This is a genomic window from Litoreibacter arenae DSM 19593, assembly GCF_000442275.2.
GTDB classification, from domain to species: Bacteria; Pseudomonadota; Alphaproteobacteria; order Rhodobacterales; family Rhodobacteraceae; genus Litoreibacter; species Litoreibacter arenae.
In genome coordinates, this window is record NZ_KE557314.1 from 632036 (window position 1) to 648204 (window position 16169).

Annotated in this window: 16 protein-coding genes; 9 read left to right on the forward strand and 7 right to left on the reverse strand. The window is 63.6% G+C overall.

Annotated features, from left to right (window positions below):
• Window positions 1-48 precede the first annotated feature (48 nt).
• Window positions 49-1362 carry a PP2C family protein-serine/threonine phosphatase gene (locus THALAR_RS15490; protein ID WP_021102538.1) on the forward strand — a complete coding sequence of 438 codons (1314 nt, stop codon included), beginning with the start codon at window positions 49-51 and terminating at the stop codon, window positions 1360-1362.
• Window positions 1363-1365: 3 nt separating this feature from the next.
• Here the strand turns inward: THALAR_RS15490 and THALAR_RS15495 are convergent, their stop codons facing one another.
• Entirely contained in the window at window positions 1366-1806 is a 441-nt protein-coding gene (locus tag THALAR_RS15495) for an NUDIX hydrolase (RefSeq protein ID WP_021102539.1), read from the reverse strand.
• A 100-nt stretch (window positions 1807-1906) separates the two neighbouring features.
• Between THALAR_RS15495 and hslO the strand changes: the two genes are divergently transcribed.
• From hslO to THALAR_RS15535, 8 genes are read left to right on the forward strand one after another with little or no spacing between them, the layout of a single operon-like run.
• Window positions 1907-2905 (forward strand): Hsp33 family molecular chaperone HslO, encoded by a 999-nt coding sequence (gene hslO, locus THALAR_RS15500; RefSeq protein ID WP_021102540.1) that lies wholly within the window; start codon window positions 1907-1909, stop codon window positions 2903-2905.
• Window positions 2892-3491: a CoA pyrophosphatase gene (locus THALAR_RS15505; RefSeq protein ID WP_021102541.1), complete on the forward strand. Its 600-nt coding sequence runs from the start codon at window positions 2892-2894 to the stop codon at window positions 3489-3491. Before hslO ends, THALAR_RS15505 begins: the two co-directional genes overlap by 14 nt.
• Window positions 3488-4627: a CCA tRNA nucleotidyltransferase gene (locus THALAR_RS15510; RefSeq protein ID WP_021102542.1), complete on the forward strand. Its 1140-nt coding sequence runs from the start codon at window positions 3488-3490 to the stop codon at window positions 4625-4627. Before THALAR_RS15505 ends, THALAR_RS15510 begins: the two co-directional genes overlap by 4 nt.
• Entirely contained in the window at window positions 4624-5208 is a 585-nt protein-coding gene (locus tag THALAR_RS15515; protein ID WP_021102543.1) for a LysE family translocator, read from the forward strand. The genes THALAR_RS15510 and THALAR_RS15515 overlap by 4 nt, the downstream gene beginning before the upstream one ends.
• Window positions 5209-5246: 38 nt before the next feature.
• Complete coding sequence (locus THALAR_RS15520) at window positions 5247-7088, forward strand: ABC transporter ATP-binding protein (protein WP_021102544.1); 1842 nt, start codon at window positions 5247-5249, stop codon at window positions 7086-7088.
• Window positions 7085-8956, forward strand: a complete 1872-nt coding sequence (locus THALAR_RS15525; RefSeq protein ID WP_245622450.1) for an ABC transporter ATP-binding protein — start codon at window positions 7085-7087, stop codon at window positions 8954-8956. Before THALAR_RS15520 ends, THALAR_RS15525 begins: the two co-directional genes overlap by 4 nt.
• Window positions 8957-8962: 6 nt before the next feature.
• A complete protein-coding gene (locus THALAR_RS15530) occupies window positions 8963-10159 on the forward strand; it encodes a class I SAM-dependent RNA methyltransferase (RefSeq protein WP_021102546.1) in 1197 nt (398 codons plus the stop codon).
• Window positions 10160-10179: 20 nt separating this feature from the next.
• On the forward strand, window positions 10180-10953 hold the full coding sequence (locus tag THALAR_RS15535; RefSeq protein WP_021102547.1) for an ion transporter: 774 nt from the start codon (window positions 10180-10182) through the stop codon (window positions 10951-10953).
• On the opposite strand, the gene dxs is transcribed toward THALAR_RS15535, so the two are convergent.
• From dxs to THALAR_RS15565, 6 genes are read right to left on the reverse strand one after another with little or no spacing between them, the layout of a single operon-like run.
• A complete protein-coding gene (dxs, locus tag THALAR_RS15540; RefSeq protein WP_021102548.1) occupies window positions 10950-12878 on the reverse strand; it encodes a 1-deoxy-D-xylulose-5-phosphate synthase in 1929 nt (642 codons plus the stop codon). The genes THALAR_RS15535 and dxs overlap by 4 nt on opposite strands.
• Window positions 12879-12890: 12 nt before the next feature.
• A complete protein-coding gene (locus THALAR_RS15545) occupies window positions 12891-13751 on the reverse strand; it encodes a polyprenyl synthetase family protein (RefSeq protein ID WP_021102549.1) in 861 nt (286 codons plus the stop codon).
• 4 nt (window positions 13752-13755) lie between these two features.
• Window positions 13756-13998 carry an exodeoxyribonuclease VII small subunit gene (locus THALAR_RS15550; RefSeq protein WP_021102550.1) on the reverse strand — a complete coding sequence of 81 codons (243 nt, stop codon included), beginning with the start codon at window positions 13996-13998 and terminating at the stop codon, window positions 13756-13758.
• Window positions 13991-14932 (reverse strand): histone deacetylase family protein, encoded by a 942-nt coding sequence (locus tag THALAR_RS15555; protein ID WP_021102551.1) that lies wholly within the window; start codon window positions 14930-14932, stop codon window positions 13991-13993. Before THALAR_RS15555 ends, THALAR_RS15550 begins: the two co-directional genes overlap by 8 nt.
• A gap of 9 nt (window positions 14933-14941) precedes the next feature.
• Complete coding sequence (locus tag THALAR_RS15560; RefSeq protein ID WP_021102552.1) at window positions 14942-15649, reverse strand: response regulator; 708 nt, start codon at window positions 15647-15649, stop codon at window positions 14942-14944.
• A complete protein-coding gene (locus THALAR_RS15565) occupies window positions 15650-16162 on the reverse strand; it encodes a MarR family winged helix-turn-helix transcriptional regulator (protein WP_021102553.1) in 513 nt (170 codons plus the stop codon).
• Between the last annotated feature and the right edge of the window lie 7 nt (window positions 16163-16169).

Here is a 16169-nt window from a genome sequence, read left to right on the forward strand (position 1 = left end):
AATTTGACCATTCACCATCTCTTAAGTCCCGAGCGGTCATGTGCAGGCATGATACGCCCGAATTCAGCGGCCCGCGCGGTCGCCCAAACACATCAGTTCGAAGCCCTTGATTGGGAAGACACCAGCGACACCGACCCGTCGCTGCCGCAACGGGTGTTGGTGGTCGATGACAGCCGGATGCAGCGACGGTTGCTATCGTCCAGCCTGCGCAAATGGGGCTATGATGTGCTGGAGGCCGCGTCGGGGGCGGACGGGTTGGCCTTGTGCAAGGAGCATGACATCTCGCTGGTGCTCAGCGATTGGGTGATGCCGGGCATGTCGGGGCCGGAATTCTGTCGGGCCTACCGTAGTATGGGACGCGACGATTATGGCTATTTCATCCTGCTGACCAGCAAGGGCAGCAGCGACGAGATCGCCGAAGGCCTGAACTCCGGCGCAGATGATTTTTTGACCAAGCCGGTCAATTCCGGCGAGTTGCGCGCACGGCTGCGCGCGGGCGAGCGGGTGTTGCAGATGCAGGCCGCGCTGGTGGACAAAAACCATATCGTCAACGCCGCGCTAAGCAGGATCGAAACGCTGTATGACGCCCTCAACCACGACCTGTCGGAGGCGCGACACCTTCAGCAATCGCTGGTGCGCGAGACGGATATTGAATTTGCCGAAGGCCGCATCGCTCTGAACCTGACCCCCAGCGGGCATGTGGGCGGCGACCTTGTGGGGCAGTTTCGGATCAACGACCACCAGATCGGGCTGTTCTCGCTGGATGTGTCGGGGCATGGCGTCACCTCGGCGCTGATGACCGCGCGGCTGGCAGGGTATCTGAGCGGGTTGACACCGAACCAGAATATGGCGCTGGACCGTATGGACGACGGAAGCTTCAAGGCCCGCGATCCCGCCCAAACTGTCAGCGACCTGAACGACCTGCTGCTGCGGGAGCTGGAGACGGAGCATTACTTCACCATTGCGCTGAGCATCGTCGACCTGACGACCGGCCGCATGCGCAGCGTGCAGGCGGGCCATCCGCATGCTGTCTTGCAACGGCGCGGGTATCCTCCGGTACTTCTGGGTGACGGGGGCATGCCCGTCGGACTGATTTCCAACGCGCCCTACGAGTCGTATGAAACACAGCTGAGACCCGGCGACCGGCTGGTCCTCTACTCCGATGGCATCACGGAGGCAGAAGCGGCGGACGGACAAATGCTGGAGGAAGACGGCCTGAACATCATTCTTGATGGCGCCCGAGACAAGGATGGACCGGACGCCCTGGACCACCTGCTGACGGCGCTAAGTGCCTATACCGGATCGACCGAGTTCGACGACGACGTGTCTGCGTTGGTTTTCGACTATACCGGGCCACCATGACGCCTAGAGCCCGAACACCTTTCGCACAAAATGGCGGTCGCCGTCATTGCCCAACATCCGCGCAGCGTCCGCCGGTGACATCCACAGGGCGGTGTGGCCCTGCTCGGTCGGCGGGCCGCGCTGCAATACGGGGCGGGCGATGTAGACGCTACACAGTTTTTCCGCCCAGTAACCATAGTCGGGCATATAGACGAAACGGCGGAACGCACCCAGCTTGCGCGGGGCGGCCATGGTCCAGCCGGTTTCCTCCAGCACCTCGCGGTGCAGCGCCGGGATCGGGTGTTCACCCGGATCGACACCGCCGCCGGGCAGCTGGACCTCGGGGCGCGGGCCGTCTTGAATCGTAGTCAACAGGTCCTCGCCATTCCACAGAATCGCGTAGGCCCCCGGCCTGCGGCGATAGGGTTTTCCGGCTTGAAAGGTCTCGCCAAAGCGTCTGATCATGGTGCAACTCTGCCCTGCGTGTGGCGCCTGCCCCTTGGGGAATGGATTGTCGCGCCTATCTAGACACGGTATGCCAAGCCCTCAGGCGTAAGGAAACCCCATGACCCTTGGACAAAAAATTGCGTGGGACGACACCGTCCTGCCCTTCCAGTTGGACAAAATCGACATCCGTGGCCGCGTGGCGCGGCTGGATGGCGTGTTGGATCAAGTGCTGGAACAACATGACTACCCGCCTCTGGTCGAGGCGATGGTGGCGGAAGCTGCCCTACTGACCGCATTGATCGGCCAGACGATCAAGCTGCGCTGGAAGCTGTCGCTGCAAATTCGCGGCGACGGACCGTTGCGGCTGATTGCAACGGATTACTACGGGCCGAGCGAGGACGGGGAGCCCGCCCGGATTCGTGCCTATGCGAGCTATGACGCGGAAACGATCGACCTTGATGCCAACCCGTTCAGCCAGATCGGCAAAGGGTTCTTTGCGATCCTGATCGACCAAGGCAACGACATGAAACCCTATCAGGGCATCACGCCATTGTCTGGCGGCAGCCTGGCGGCCTGCGCCGAGACCTATTTCGCGCAGTCCGAACAGCTGCCGACGAAATTTGCGCTGACCTATGGCCGCTCGACCGAACGGGGCGAGGCCGAAAGCTGGCGTGCGGGCGGGGTGATGTTGCAGCATATGCCAAAAGCCTCGCCGCTGATGGCGCAGGACGATGCGACCGGCGAGGAGGGCTTGCTGGCCGCGCAGGATATTCTGGACGGCGACGAGCAGGAAAACTGGAACCGCGCGAGCATCCTGTTGGATACGGTGGACGAGCTGGAATTGATCGGGCCGAGCATCGCGCCGACTGATTTGCTTTACCGCCTGTTCCACGAGGAAGGGCCGGTTGTCTACGGCGCTCAACCGGTCAAGTTCGGCTGCACATGCTCCGAGGAAAAGGTGCGTCAAAGCCTGTCGATTTATTCGGCCCGCGACCTTGGGCACATGACCAAGGACGACGGTACCCTCACGGCGGATTGCCAGTTCTGCGGTGCCCATTATGTGATGGACCCGACGACGCTGGGCTTCGAGGCCGAGACCCCCGATGACGGGCAATGACCTGATCGAAACTGTAGAGGCCGCGCTGGGACGCCCCGGCGCGGCCACGTCCGACTATGACCTGAACCCCGATGTGGTGCTGCCCGAGGGGCGCGTTTTGCGCGACGCGGCGGTGCTGGTGGCGCTGATGCCCTCACCCGATGGGGCGCGGGTTGTGCTGACCAAACGCTCGTCGGCACTGAAACACCACCCTGGCCAGATTTCCTTTCCCGGCGGCAAACGCGAGGGGGACGAGACCCTGCCCACGACCGCGCTGCGGGAGGCGGAGGAAGAGATCGCACTGGACCGCAGACAGGTGCGCCTGATCGGGACGCTGCCGCCGCATGAGACCGTGACCAGCTTTCAGGTGACCCCGCATGTGGGCGTGATCGAAGGTCCGTTTAATCCTGTGGCAGAGCTAGGCGAGGTGGCGGAAATATTCTCGGTGCCGCTGCATCATGTACTGGACCTCGACAACTACGTGATCGAGCGGCGGCGCTGGCGCGGACAGTGGCGGCAATATTTCGTGGTGCCGTATGGGCCGTATTACATCTGGGGCGCCACGGCACGGATGTTGCGGTCTCTGGCCGATCAGGTGCGCCCGTGACTGTCGTAACGGGCGACTGGCTGACCAATCCCGCAACCCAAGCGGTGTTCGACGCGCTGGTAGCGGCGGGCATCGACGGGTTCTTTGTCGGCGGATGCGTGCGCAACGCGCTGTTGGGGGCGCCGGTCGCGGATATCGACATGACCACAAGCGCAACACCGGGTCAGGTGAGCACAGCGGCGGAGGCGGTGGGCTTGAAGGTGGTGCCGACAGGCATCGACCATGGGACCGTGACAGTGGTGTCGGGCGGGATACCGCATGAAGTGACCACATTCCGGCGCGATATGGAAACCGACGGGCGACGTGCTCAAGTCGCGTTTTCGGCGTCGATGGCTGAAGACGCGGCGCGGCGGGACTTCACCATGAACGCGCTCTATGCGGACCGGCGCGGTGCGGTGACCGACCCTGTGGGCGGCTTGCCTGACCTCAACGCGCGGCGGGTGCGGTTCATCGGGGACGCGGATGCGCGGATCGCGGAGGACTACCTGCGTATCCTGAGGTTCTTCCGGTTTCATGCGTGGTATGGCGACCCTGCCGGAGGGCTGGACGCGGACGGCCTGGCAGCCTGTGCTGCTGGCGCGGACGGGTTGGCGCAATTGTCGGCGGAGCGGGTCGGCGCGGAGATGAAGAAACTGTTAAGCGCACCCGACCCTGCGCCCGCTGTCGCCGCGATGGCGCAGGCGGGGATATTGGCGCGGGTGATGCCGGGGGCGGATACCAAGGCGCTGCCGGTTCTGGTGCATCTGGAAGACGGCGCCGGATTTACGCGGCGCGTGGCCTGTCTGGGCGGCGAGGACCTGAAAGACCGCTGGCGATTGTCGAAGGCGGAGGCGGCGGAGATTGCCTTGCTGCGGGACTTGATCGGGGCGGATACGGGACTGGCGGAAATTGCTTACCGACACGGTGCCGACGCCGCGCGGGACGTGGCTCTGCTACGTGCTGCGCTGTTTGAACAGCCCTTGCCGGACGGGATGCAGGACGAAGTTGCGACGGGAGCAGGGGCCGTCTTTCCTGTGAAAGCCGCCGACCTGATGCCGGAGTTTTCCGGCCCTGCCCTTGGGGCGAAGCTGCAAGAGCTGGAGACGCGCTGGATCGCCTCGGGGTTTGCGCTGACCAGGGCGGAGCTGCTTGGGTGAGCTTCGACCCGCTCTATGCCTTCGTCATTGCAGGGCTGTTCTCACCCGGCCCGAATGTCATTTTGCTGACCACATCCGGCGCGCGGTTCGGGTTCCGGCGCACCTTACCTCATGTGCTGGGCGTGGCGTTCGGGGTGGGCATCACCTCGGCTCTGACGGGCTACGGGATCGGCGCGCTGTTGCTGGCGCAACCGGCGCTGACCTTCACGTTGAAATGCCTCGCGGCGGCGTGGATCTTGTGGATGGCGTGGAAGCTGTTCCGCTCCACCAGAGGGCCACGGGCGCAAGGGCGGGACAGGCCGTTTACCTTCGTTGAGGCGGTCTTATTCCAGTGGGTGAATCCGAAAATCTGGGCGATCGCGATGGCGGCATCATCGGGCTACGCCATCGGGTTGCCGCCCGCGCAGGAAGCGCTGCGGCTTGGCACCGCGTTTTCCGGCATCAACCTGTTCGTGTGCCTGTTCTGGACCTTTGCGGGGTCGCTGCTGGCGGTGCTGATGACGCGGCCCCTGTGGTGGCGCGGGTTCATGAGCGTCATGGCGCTTGCATTGGCGGCCTCGGCTGTCATGGTTTTCCTCTGACACGCGGCCTATATAAAGGGGCTGACGCAGAGGTATGAATGTTCCGATTTCTGGAAAATCTGGTGGACCCCTATGGGCCCTATGACGAGGTGGACGCCCCGCCGCGCAAGCTGTGGCCATTCCTGAAGTCATACTCTCAGCCGTTCAAGAAGGTGTTCATCTGGGCCGCACTTCTGTCGCTTATGGTGGCGGTGGTCGAGGTCGGACTGATCTACTACATGGGCCGCGTCGTGGACCTGATGTCGGCGGGCGAACCGGCGCAGGTGTTGGAGCAATACGGGTTGGAGCTGATCCTTGCCGCCGTGTTCATCCTGCTGATCCGCCCTCTGATACAGGCGGCGGATGTGGGCATCCTGAACAACGCGATCCTGCCGAACTATGGCACCCTGTTTCGCTGGCGCGCGCACAAGCATGTGTTGCGGCAGTCGGTCGGCTGGTTCGAAAACGACTTCGCCGGACGCATCGCCAACCGCATCATGCAGGCACCTCCCGCCGCCGGTGAGGCGATTTTCCAGGTGTTCGACGCGATCACATTCTCGGTCGCCTACATCATCGGCGCGTTCATTTTGCTGAGTGAAGCGGACCCCAGACTGGCAATCCCGCTGGTGTTCTGGCTATTGCTCTACGCCGCGCTGGTGTCGTGGACGATGAAGCGGGTCGGGCCTGCATCGAAGGCGTCGTCGGACGCGCGGTCGATGACGACGGGGCGGGTGGTGGACAGCTATAGCAACATCCACTCGGTCAAGCTGTTCGCGCATCACGAGGGCGAGGTGGCATTCGCCAAGGACGCCATCGAGAAAACCCGCCAGACCTTTGCCCGCGAGATGCGGATATTCACGATCATGGACGTGATGCTGGTGACGCTGAACGGGCTGTTGATCGTCGGTGTCGTTGGCTGGGCGATCTGGCTGTGGTCGCAAGGCAGCGCGTCGGTGGGCGCGGTTGCGGCGGCGACGGCGCTGACCTTGCGGCTGAACGCAATGACCGGCTGGATCATGTGGGCGCTGTCGTCGTTTTTCCGCTCGCTTGGTGTGGTGGCGGAAGGGATGGAGACGATTGCGCAGCCGATTACGCTGGTGGACGCAGCCGACGCCAAGCCGCTGGAACTGACCGACGGTGTGGTGGAATTCAAGGCGCTAACGCACCATTACGGGCGCGACAAGGGCGGGCTTGAAAGCCTGTCCCTGCGAATAGGTGCGGGGGAAAAAGTCGGGCTGATCGGGCGGTCCGGTGCGGGGAAATCAACCTTGGTGAAACTGCTGCTGCGGTTCTATGACCCCGAAGGCGGTCGGATCGAGATTGACGGGCAGGACATCACCCAAGTGACGCAAAACAGTCTGCGGCATGTGACGGGGATGGTCAGTCAGGACAGCTCTCTGCTGCACCGCTCGGTCCGCGACAACATCCTGTACGGTCGCCCCGATGCATCGGAGGCCGAGATGATCGAGGCCGCGAAGCGTGCCGAGGCGCACGAGTTCATTCTGGACCTGAGCGACCCTGAAGGGCGCAAAGGCTATGACGCCCATGTGGGCGAGCGGGGCGTGAAGCTATCGGGCGGGCAGCGGCAACGGATCGGGCTGGCGCGGGTGATCCTGAAGGACGCGCCGATACTGGTGCTGGACGAAGCGACGAGCGCTTTGGACAGTGAAGTGGAGGCGGCTATTCAGGACACGCTTTACGGGGTCATGGAAGGGAAAACCGTCATTGCCATCGCCCACCGCCTCAGCACAATTGCGCATATGGATCGCATCGTAGTTCTGGACGGCGGCAAGATTGCCGAGGAAGGCACCCACGCCGCGCTTTTGGCGAAGGGCGGGCTATATGCAGGGTTCTGGGCGCGTCAATCGGGCGGGTTCCTGAACACGGATGCGGCGGAATGACGGGACTTATGGACAAAATGTTGGAGCCGGTGTTGACCCGTTTGGGCGACAGCATCGACCCGTTCCGCGAGGCCGAGTCGGCACCGCCCCGCACGCTTTGGGCGTTTTGCAAATGGTGCCTTGCGGGGTCGTGGCCGGTGTTGGTGCTGGCCTCGCTGTTCTCGGCGCTGGCCGGCACGATGGAGGCGGTCACGGCCATGTTGCTGGGCTGGGTCATCGACGCGGTCTCTGTCACGGGGCCGGAGGGCTTCTTTGCGCAAAACTGGTCGCTGATCGCATTGTTCGTGGGCTTCTTTCTGATCCTACGCCCGCTGTCTTTCGGGGTAAGTGCGGCGTTCAACGGCATCGTGGTGCCACCGAATGTCTACCCGCTGATCCAAAGCCGCCTGCACCGCTGGACGCTGGGCCATTCGGTTGACTATTTCGACAACGATTTCGCGGGACGCATCGCGCAAAAGCAGATGCAGACGGCCCGCGCGCTGACGGAAGTGACGGCGGAGGCGATCAACGTGGTGGCGTTCGCGCTGGCGTCGATCATGGGCTCCGTCCTGCTGCTGGGCACGATCAGCGGTTGGGTCGCACTGGCGCTGGCGGTCTGGCTGGCGGGCTACATCCTGATGATCCGCTGGTTCATGCCACGCATCCGCAAACGTTCCGCCGCGCGGGCGGGGGCGCGGACGATGGTGACGGGGCAGGTCGTGGACACGATCACCAACATCAAGACGGTGAAGCTGTTCGGCCATTCGGAATTCGAGGACCAATCGGCCCTGGATGCCATGTCCGTGCTGCGCGACCGCGCGTTGGAATTCGGCCGCCTGTCCACAGGTTTCCGCTTTGCGCTGATGGCGGCGGCGGGGGTTTTGCCTGTGCTGCTGATCGGCGGCACGGTGATGTTGTGGCAGTCGGGGATTGCCACGCCAGGCGACATCGCGGCGGCTGGGGCGATCTCCATCCGCATCGCGCAAATGACCGGCTGGGTCAGCTTCTCGCTGATGGCGATGTATGCCAATGTCGGCGAGGTCGAGGACGGGATGCGCACGTTGACCCCGCCGCACGCCTTGCTGGACGCAGCGGGGGCGACCCCGTTGCAGGTGTCATCGGCGGAGGTTGAATTCGACCACGTCACCTTCCGCTATGGCCGCGAGGCGGGGGGGATCGACAACGTGTCCTTGCTGATCCCGTCCGGGCAGAAACTGGGGCTGGTGGGCGCATCCGGCGCGGGCAAATCGACCTTGGTGAGCCTGCTGCTCAGGCTCTATGACACCGAAACCGGTGCCGTGCGGATCGACGGGCAGAACGTATCCGAGGTGACGCAGGAAAGCCTGCGCCAGAGCATCGGGATGGTCACGCAGGAAACGGCAATGTTCAACCGGTCCGCCCGCGACAACCTGATGTATGGCCGCCCCGACGCGACCGAGGAGCAGATGATCGCCGCCGCCAAGCGGGCCGAAGCGCACGACTTCATTCTGGAGCTTGAGGACCACAAGGGGCGCAAAGGCTACGAGGCCCATCTGGGCGAGCGGGGTGTGAAACTGTCTGGCGGACAACGGCAACGGATCGCGCTGGCGCGGGCGTTGCTGAAAAACGCGCCGGTTCTGGTGCTGGACGAGGCGACGAGCGCGCTGGACAGCGAGGTGGAAGCCTCCATCCAGCATGCGCTGGAACGCGCGATGGAAGGCAAGACTGTGATCGCCATCGCCCACCGCCTGAGCACGATTGCGCGGATGGACCGGATCGTGGTGCTGGAAGAAGGCCGCATCGTCGAGGATGGCACCCATGCGGAACTGCTGGCACAGGACGGGCGTTACGCGGGCTACTGGCGGCGGCAGTCCGGCGGGTTTATAGGCATTGCAGAAGCAGCCGAGTAAGCCCCCATGACACAGACCATTTTACGACTGAACCACAAGGGCGAGGGCGTGCCGGAGACAGGTGCGCCGATCCCGCGCGTCCTGCCGGACGAGGTGGTTGAAGACGGGCGCATCGTGACGCCCTCGGTCGCGCGGGTGGCGGCCCCTTGTCGGCATTATAAAAGCTGCGGCGGCTGCGCGATGCAGCATGCCAGCGACGATTTCGTGGCCGCGTGGAAGACGGATGTGATCCGGCTGGGCCTGTCCGCGCGGGGGGTCGAGACCGAGATACGGCCCATTCTGACCTCGCCCGCGCAATCGCGTCGCCGTGCGACCCTGCACGGGCGGCGGACCAAAAAGGGCGCGATGGTCGGATTTTTCGGGCGCGGCTCTGACGCGCTGATCGACGTGCCGGATTGCAAACTGCTGCACCCTGCGCTGATTGCGGCTTTTCCGGTGTTGGAGGAACTGACCGTTGCTGCGGCTTCGCGGAAAAGCACTGTCGGGCTTGTCGTGACCTTGTCGGAGGCCGGTCTTGATATCGACATTCGTGACGCCAAGCCGCTGGAACCACAGGGCATTCTTGAAATGGCGGCGTTGGCCGAGAGACACAAGCTGGCAAGGCTAAGCTGGGACGGGGAGGCCGTGGCGACCCGCGAACCGCCGGTTCAAAGCTTTGGCAAGGCCAGGGTTGCCCCGCCGCCCGGTGCGTTTTTGCAAGCGACCGCGCATGGGCAAGCGGCGTTGCTGGCCTGCGTTCAGGATGCCTTGGGGGATGCCAAACAGGTCGTGGACCTGTTCGCGGGCTGCGGCACGTTTAGCCTGCCCGCCGCCGAGAAGGCGGAAGTGTGGGCGCTGGAGGGCGAGGCCGCGTTGATTGATGCGTTAGACACCGGTTGGCGGAAAGCTGTGGGGCTGAAGAAGGTCAAGGCCGAGGTGCGCGACCTGTTCCGCCGCCCGTTGTTGCCGCAGGAATTGCGCAAGACGGACGCGGTTATCATCGACCCGCCGCGCGCGGGGGCGGAGGCGCAATCGGTCGAGTTGGCGCAGAGCGGCGTGAAGCGGATCGCGGCGGTGTCGTGCAACCCGATCAGCTTCGCGCGGGACGCGGAAATCCTGATCGCGGGGGGATACCGCCTTGATTGGGTGCAGCCGGTGGACCAATTCCGCTGGTCCTCGCATGTGGAACTTGCGGCGCAGTTCACCAAACCCCATATGGGCTGAAACCCTAAACCGGAGCTTTCATGTCCCTGCGCGCCCGCACGCAAGCCATCCTTGACCGTCCATTGACCCGCAACTTCATTCTGGCGGTCATCCTGTTCAACGCAATCATTCTGGGGCTGGAAACGGTGGAGCCTGTGATGGCCGTCGCAGGCCCCCTGATCTTTGCATTGGACACGCTTTGCCTTGCGATTTTCGTGGTGGAGATTGCCGCCAAGCTGTTCGCACAAAGGGGGCAATTCTTCCGCAAAGGCTGGAACCTGTTCGACTTCGTGATCGTCGGGATCGCGCTGGTTCCCGGTTCGGGTGCGTTCTCGGTCCTGCGGGCCTTGCGCGTGTTGCGGCTGTTGCGGGTGCTGTCGGTCGCGCCCTCCATGCGCCGCGTGGTGGAGGGGTTGGTCACCGCCCTGCCCGGCATGGCGTCGGTATTTTTGCTGATGGCGCTGCTGTTCTATATCGGCGCGGTGGTCTCGACCAAACTGTTCGGCGCGGCCTTCCCCGACTGGTTCGGCTCGCTTGGCCTGTCGGGCTACACCCTGTTCCAGATCATGACACTGGAGAGCTGGTCCATGGGCATCGTGCGCCCGGTGATGGAGGTCTACCCCTACGCGTGGCTGTTCTTCCTGCCGTTCATTCTGGTGACGACATTTGCCGTGGTGAACCTGCTGGTGGGCCTGATCGTGAACTCGATGCAGAACGCCCATTCGGAGGAAGAGCACGCCGCGACAGACAGCTATCGCGACGATGTCATGGCGCGGTTGAACGAAATCGAACGGCTGATCAAAGCCCGCAACTAAGCGCGGCGGGTGGCGATATCCGCGATGCCCAAGGTTTCCAGAACCTTGGTTTCGATCTGCGGCGCGTTCATGGCGGCAGCGGCGTACATGTCGGACGGGCTGGCTTGGTCGATGAAGATATCGGGCAGCACCATGGAGCGGTATTTCAGGCCTTTGTCGAACACGCCGTTCTCTGCCAGCAGCTGCGCAACGTGAGAGCCGAAGCCGCCAATGGCGCCTTCCTCGATGGTGATCAGCGCCTCATGGTTGCGGGCGAGGTTCAGGATTGCGTCCTCGTCCAGCGGCTTGGCGAAACGGGCGTCGACCACGGTGGGGGTGATCCCCTTGGCGGCGAGGTTTTCGGCGGCTTTCATCACCTCTGACAGGCGGGTGCCGAAGGACAGGAGGGCGACGCGGTTGCCGTTCTGGATCAGGCGGGATTTGCCGATTTCAAGGATTTGGCCCTTTTCCGGCATCTCGACGCCGACGCCCTCGCCACGGGGATACCGGAAGGCGATGGGGCCGTCATCGTGGGCGACGGCGGTGGCGGTCATGTGGACCAGCTCCGCCTCGTCGGCGGCGGCCATCACGACCATGCCGGGGAGGTTCGCCATGAAGGCGATATCGAAGCTGCCCGCGTGGGTCGCGCCATCAGCCCCGACCAGACCGGCGCGGTCGATGGGGAAGCGGACGGGCAAGCGCTGCAAGGCGACATCGTGGACGACTTGGTCGTAGCCGCGTTGCAGGAAGGTCGAATAGATCGCGCAAAACGGCTTCATGCCACCCGCCGCAAGGCCTGCCGCAAAGGTGACGGCATGTTGTTCTGCAATGCCCACGTCGAAGGTGCGGGAGGGGTAGCGTTCCGCCATCAATTTCAGGCCAGTGCCATCCGGCATGGCGGCGGTGACGGCGACGATCTTGCTGTCCTCGGCCGCGTGATCCACCAGCGCCTTGCCGAACACCGAGGTGTAGCTGGGCGCGTTGGAGGGGGATTTCTTTTGTTTGCCGGTCACGAAGTCGAATTTCGCGGTGGCGTGACCGCCATCGGCCGCGTTTTCGGCGGGGGCGTAGCCTTTGCCTTTCTTGGTGATCGCGTGGATCAGCACCGGACCGTCAGCGCGGGATTTGACGGTGCGTAGAACGGCGAGCAGTTGCTCCATATCGTGGCCGTCAATGGGGCCGACATAGGAAAACCCAAGTTCCTCGAACAACGTGCCGCCGACGGTCGCGGCTTTCAGCAGCTCCTTGGCGCGGCGGGCACCTTCCTGGAAGGGCGGTGGCAGCAGGGAGACCGCGCCTTTGGCGGCGGCCTTGAACTCCTGAAACGGTGCGCCTGCATAGAGACGCGACAGGTAGGATGACATGGCACCGGTGGGCGGCGCGATGGACATTTCGTTGTCGTTAAGGATGACGATCATCCGCTTGCCGAGGTGGCCCGCGTTGTTCATCGCCTCGTAGGCCATGCCCGCAGAGATCGAGCCGTCACCGATCACCGCGATGCAGTCGCCGATGCCATGCTCCGGTGCGCCGCCAAGATCGCGGGCGACGGCCATGCCAAGCGCGGCGGAAATGGAGGTGGACGAATGCGCCGCGCCGAACGGATCGTAGGGCGACTCGGACCGTTTGGTGAAGCCGGACAGCCCGTCCTTCTGGCGGATCGTGCGCATCTGGTCGCGGCGTCCGGTGATGATTTTGTGCGGGTAGCATTGGTGCGAGACGTCCCAGATCAGGCGATCCTTCGGGGCCGCGAACACGGCATGGATGGCGACGGTCAGCTCGACCACGCCAAGCCCCGCACCTAGATGGCCGCCGGTTTCCGAGACGGCGTAGACGGTTTCCAGACGCAGTTCGTGCGCCAGCTGGGTCAGCTCGGCGTCGGACATGCCCTTCATGTCGGCGGGAGTTTTGACCCGGTCCAGAAGGGGTGTCTGCGGTTTATCACTCATCTACTTCGTCCTTCAGGTATCCCGGTCAATAACGAACCGCGCCGCTGCTTTTAGGTTCCCCGCCGCGTCACCGTAAGGGGAAAGCGCGTCGCAAGCCTGCACGATCAACTCGTCTGCGCGGGCTTTCGCGCCTTCCATACCAAGCAGCGACACGAATGTCGCCTTCCCGGCTTCGGTATCTTTCTGCAGGCGTTTTCCCGCTTTTTCCGCGTCGCCTTCGATATCAAGGATGTCGTCCGCGATCTGGAAGGCAAGTCCAAGGGCTTGGGCATATTGGCGCAGCGGAGCTGGATCGGCCTCGGCGAGAATTGCGCCCGCCTGACCCGACCACTCGATCAGCGCGCCGGTTTTACCCGCTTGCAGGCGGGTGATTTGCTTGAGAGTCAAGGGAGTCTCGGCAGTTTCGGCGGCGATGTCGAGCGCCTGCCCAAGCACCATTCCCTGCGCCCCCGCAGCCTTCGCCATCGACGAGATCAGCGCCAGCCGAACCTCCGCATAGGCGTCGAGATTGGACAGCACCTCGAACGCCAATGTTTGCAGCGCGTCGCCTGTCAGGACGGCGGTGGCCTCGTCCCACTGGATATGCACCGTGGGCACGCCACGGCGCAGGTCGTCATTGTCCATGCAGGGTAGGTCGTCGTGCACAAGGCTGTAGGCGTGGATCATTTCGATTGCCGCCGCCGTCTGGTCGGCCACGTCGGGGGCCACATCATGCAGCCGCGCGCCCTCCATCACCAGAAATGCCCGCAGCCGCTTGCCGCCCGAGCAGGTGTAGCGCATGGCGTCCGCGATTATGCCGTCCAGCGGCTCCATCGCGGCGTCGAGCGCCGTTTGCACGCGCGTTTGCGCGTCGGTCAGGGCGTCCTGGAACACGTGGTTACAGGCCTTCGACAGGCGTGGTTCCTGTGGCTTGGCCGTCGCTGCCTAGGGTAATCTGCGCGACCTTCTCCTCGGCCTCTTTCAGCTTGGTCTCGCAGCGCTTTTTCAACTCTGCGCCGCGCTCATAGAGCTTGATGCTGTCGTCCAACGGCACGTCGCCGCGCTCCAGTTGGCCCACGACCTGCTCCAATTCGGCCATGGCCTGCTCGAAGCTCATTTCGTCTACTTTTGTGTCAGCCATGGGTGCCTCGCTTGATCAAAACTTCCAGATGCGCGCGGGTGGACGCGGCGAGGGCATCAAGATCATATCCGCCCTCCAGAGTCGAGACGATGCGGCCCTCGCAATGGGTGTCGGCCACGTCGCAAAGCTGCTCGGTCGCCCAGGCGAAATCCTCCGTGTCCCAGTTGAGATTGGCGAGCGGGTCATTGCGGTGGGCGTCGAAGCCTGCCGAGATCAGGACAAGCTGCGGTTTGAAATCGTTGAGGGCGGGCAGGATCGTCGCCTCGTAGACCTTGCGCAACTGCGCCCCGCCAGTTTCGGGTGCAAGCGGGACGTTGAGGATATTGTTATGCGCGCCAGTTTCGTCTGCGGCACCAGAGCCGGGATAAAGAGGCATCTGGTGGCTGGACACAAACAGCGTGCGAGGCTCGTCCCACAGCAGGTCTTGCGTGCCGTTGCCGTGGTGGACGTCGAAATCGACGATCGCCACGCGGTCCAGCCCGTGGACGTCGAGCGCGTGTTTGGCGGCGATGGCGATATTGCCGAAGAGACAGAACCCCATCGGCGTTTGCTTTTCGGCGTGGTGGCCGGGCGGGCGCATCGCGGCGAAGGCGTTTTGGGCCTCGCCACCCAGCACCATGTCGACCGCCGTGGTCATCGCCCCGACACCACGATAAGCGGCGGTCAGCGACCCTGCGGACATGTGCGTATCAGCGTCCAGCGCGATCGAGCCATCGGCCGGCGCAGCGGCCTTGATCGCGTCGATATGGGACTGTGGATGACACCGCAGGATAGCCGCGTCATCTCCAAGCGGCGCCTGCACACGGGTCAGGCCGGTTTGGTCCATGCCGTCAATCGCGGCATAGATCGCCATCAGGCGATCCACCCGTTCGGGGTGGCCATGCGGCGTGATATGTTTGAGGCAGTCGGGGTGGGTCAGCAGGGCAGTGGTCATCGCGTTTCCTTAGTCTGGCGCGAGCATGTAGCCGGAACCGCGCACGGTCTGCAAATAGCGGGGCTGTTTCGGGTCGGCTTCGATCTTGCGGCGCAGGCGGGTGATCTGGACATCCACCGCACGCTCCTGCGCCTGCCCACGGTCGCGGCCGAGATCCTCCACCAGTTTGGCGCGGGAAACCGGCTCCCCCGGTCGGGTCGAAAATATCTTCATCAACTGTACTTCTGTGGCGGTCAGGCGGATCAGGTCTTCCCCGCGCCACATCTCGCCGCGGTCAAGGTCGTAGCGGATGTCGCCCAGCGACAGGGATTTCGGGGCCTCCACCACGTCCTCGGTGTGGGGCACGCGGCGCAGGATGGCATTGATGCGAAGGAGCAATTCCTTCGGCTCAAACGGTTTGGGCAGGTAATCGTCCGCCCCCGCCTCCAGACCCGAAATCCGGTCGCTGCTTTCGCCCTTGGCGGTCAGCAGCAGGATCGGCGTGTCGCGGGTCTGGCGCAGTTCCTTGGTGAAGGTGATGCCGTCGTCGCCCGGCATCATGACGTCCAGCACGATCAGGTCGAAGTCCAAACCTTCCAGCAAGCGCCTTGCGTGGTCGGCGTCGCGGGCGGAGGTGGTGAAAAATCCGTTCCGGCTAAGGAATTGCTGGATCAGTTTGCGGATGCGTTCGTCATCATCGACAATCAGCAGGTGGGCGTCATTTTGGGATTGCGACACTTACGAGCCCTCCTTGAAGGTCTGAAAATGCCTGCGCATTTCGGGGTCCATGATCTGCTCCAACACCTGACGAAAGCCCGCCACGGCTTCCGGCCCCGCATCGCGGTAGGCGGCGCGCATCCGGCCGCGCTGTGCCTCCGACAGCTCTTTCTCAAGCTCCTGCCCCGCCTCGGTCAGATACAAATGCCGCTCGCGGCGGTCTTGCTTGCCAACGCGGCTTTCGACCAGACCGTCCTCGATCAACGCACGCAGCACGCGGTTGAGAGACTGCTTGGTGACGCCCAGAATATTCAGCAGGTTGTTGACCGTCGTGCCGGGGCTGCGTTTGATGAAGTGCACCGCACGGTGGTGGGCGCGACCATAGGAATATTCCTGCAAGATGCGATCCGGGTCGGCGGTGAAGCCGCGATAGGCGAAGAACATCGCCTCGATCCCGCGCCGCAACTGGTCGTCGGTCAAAAACAACAGGGTTTCGCCGCTAACCGGTGTCTGACCCGTTCCTCTGTCTGACATGGGGAAG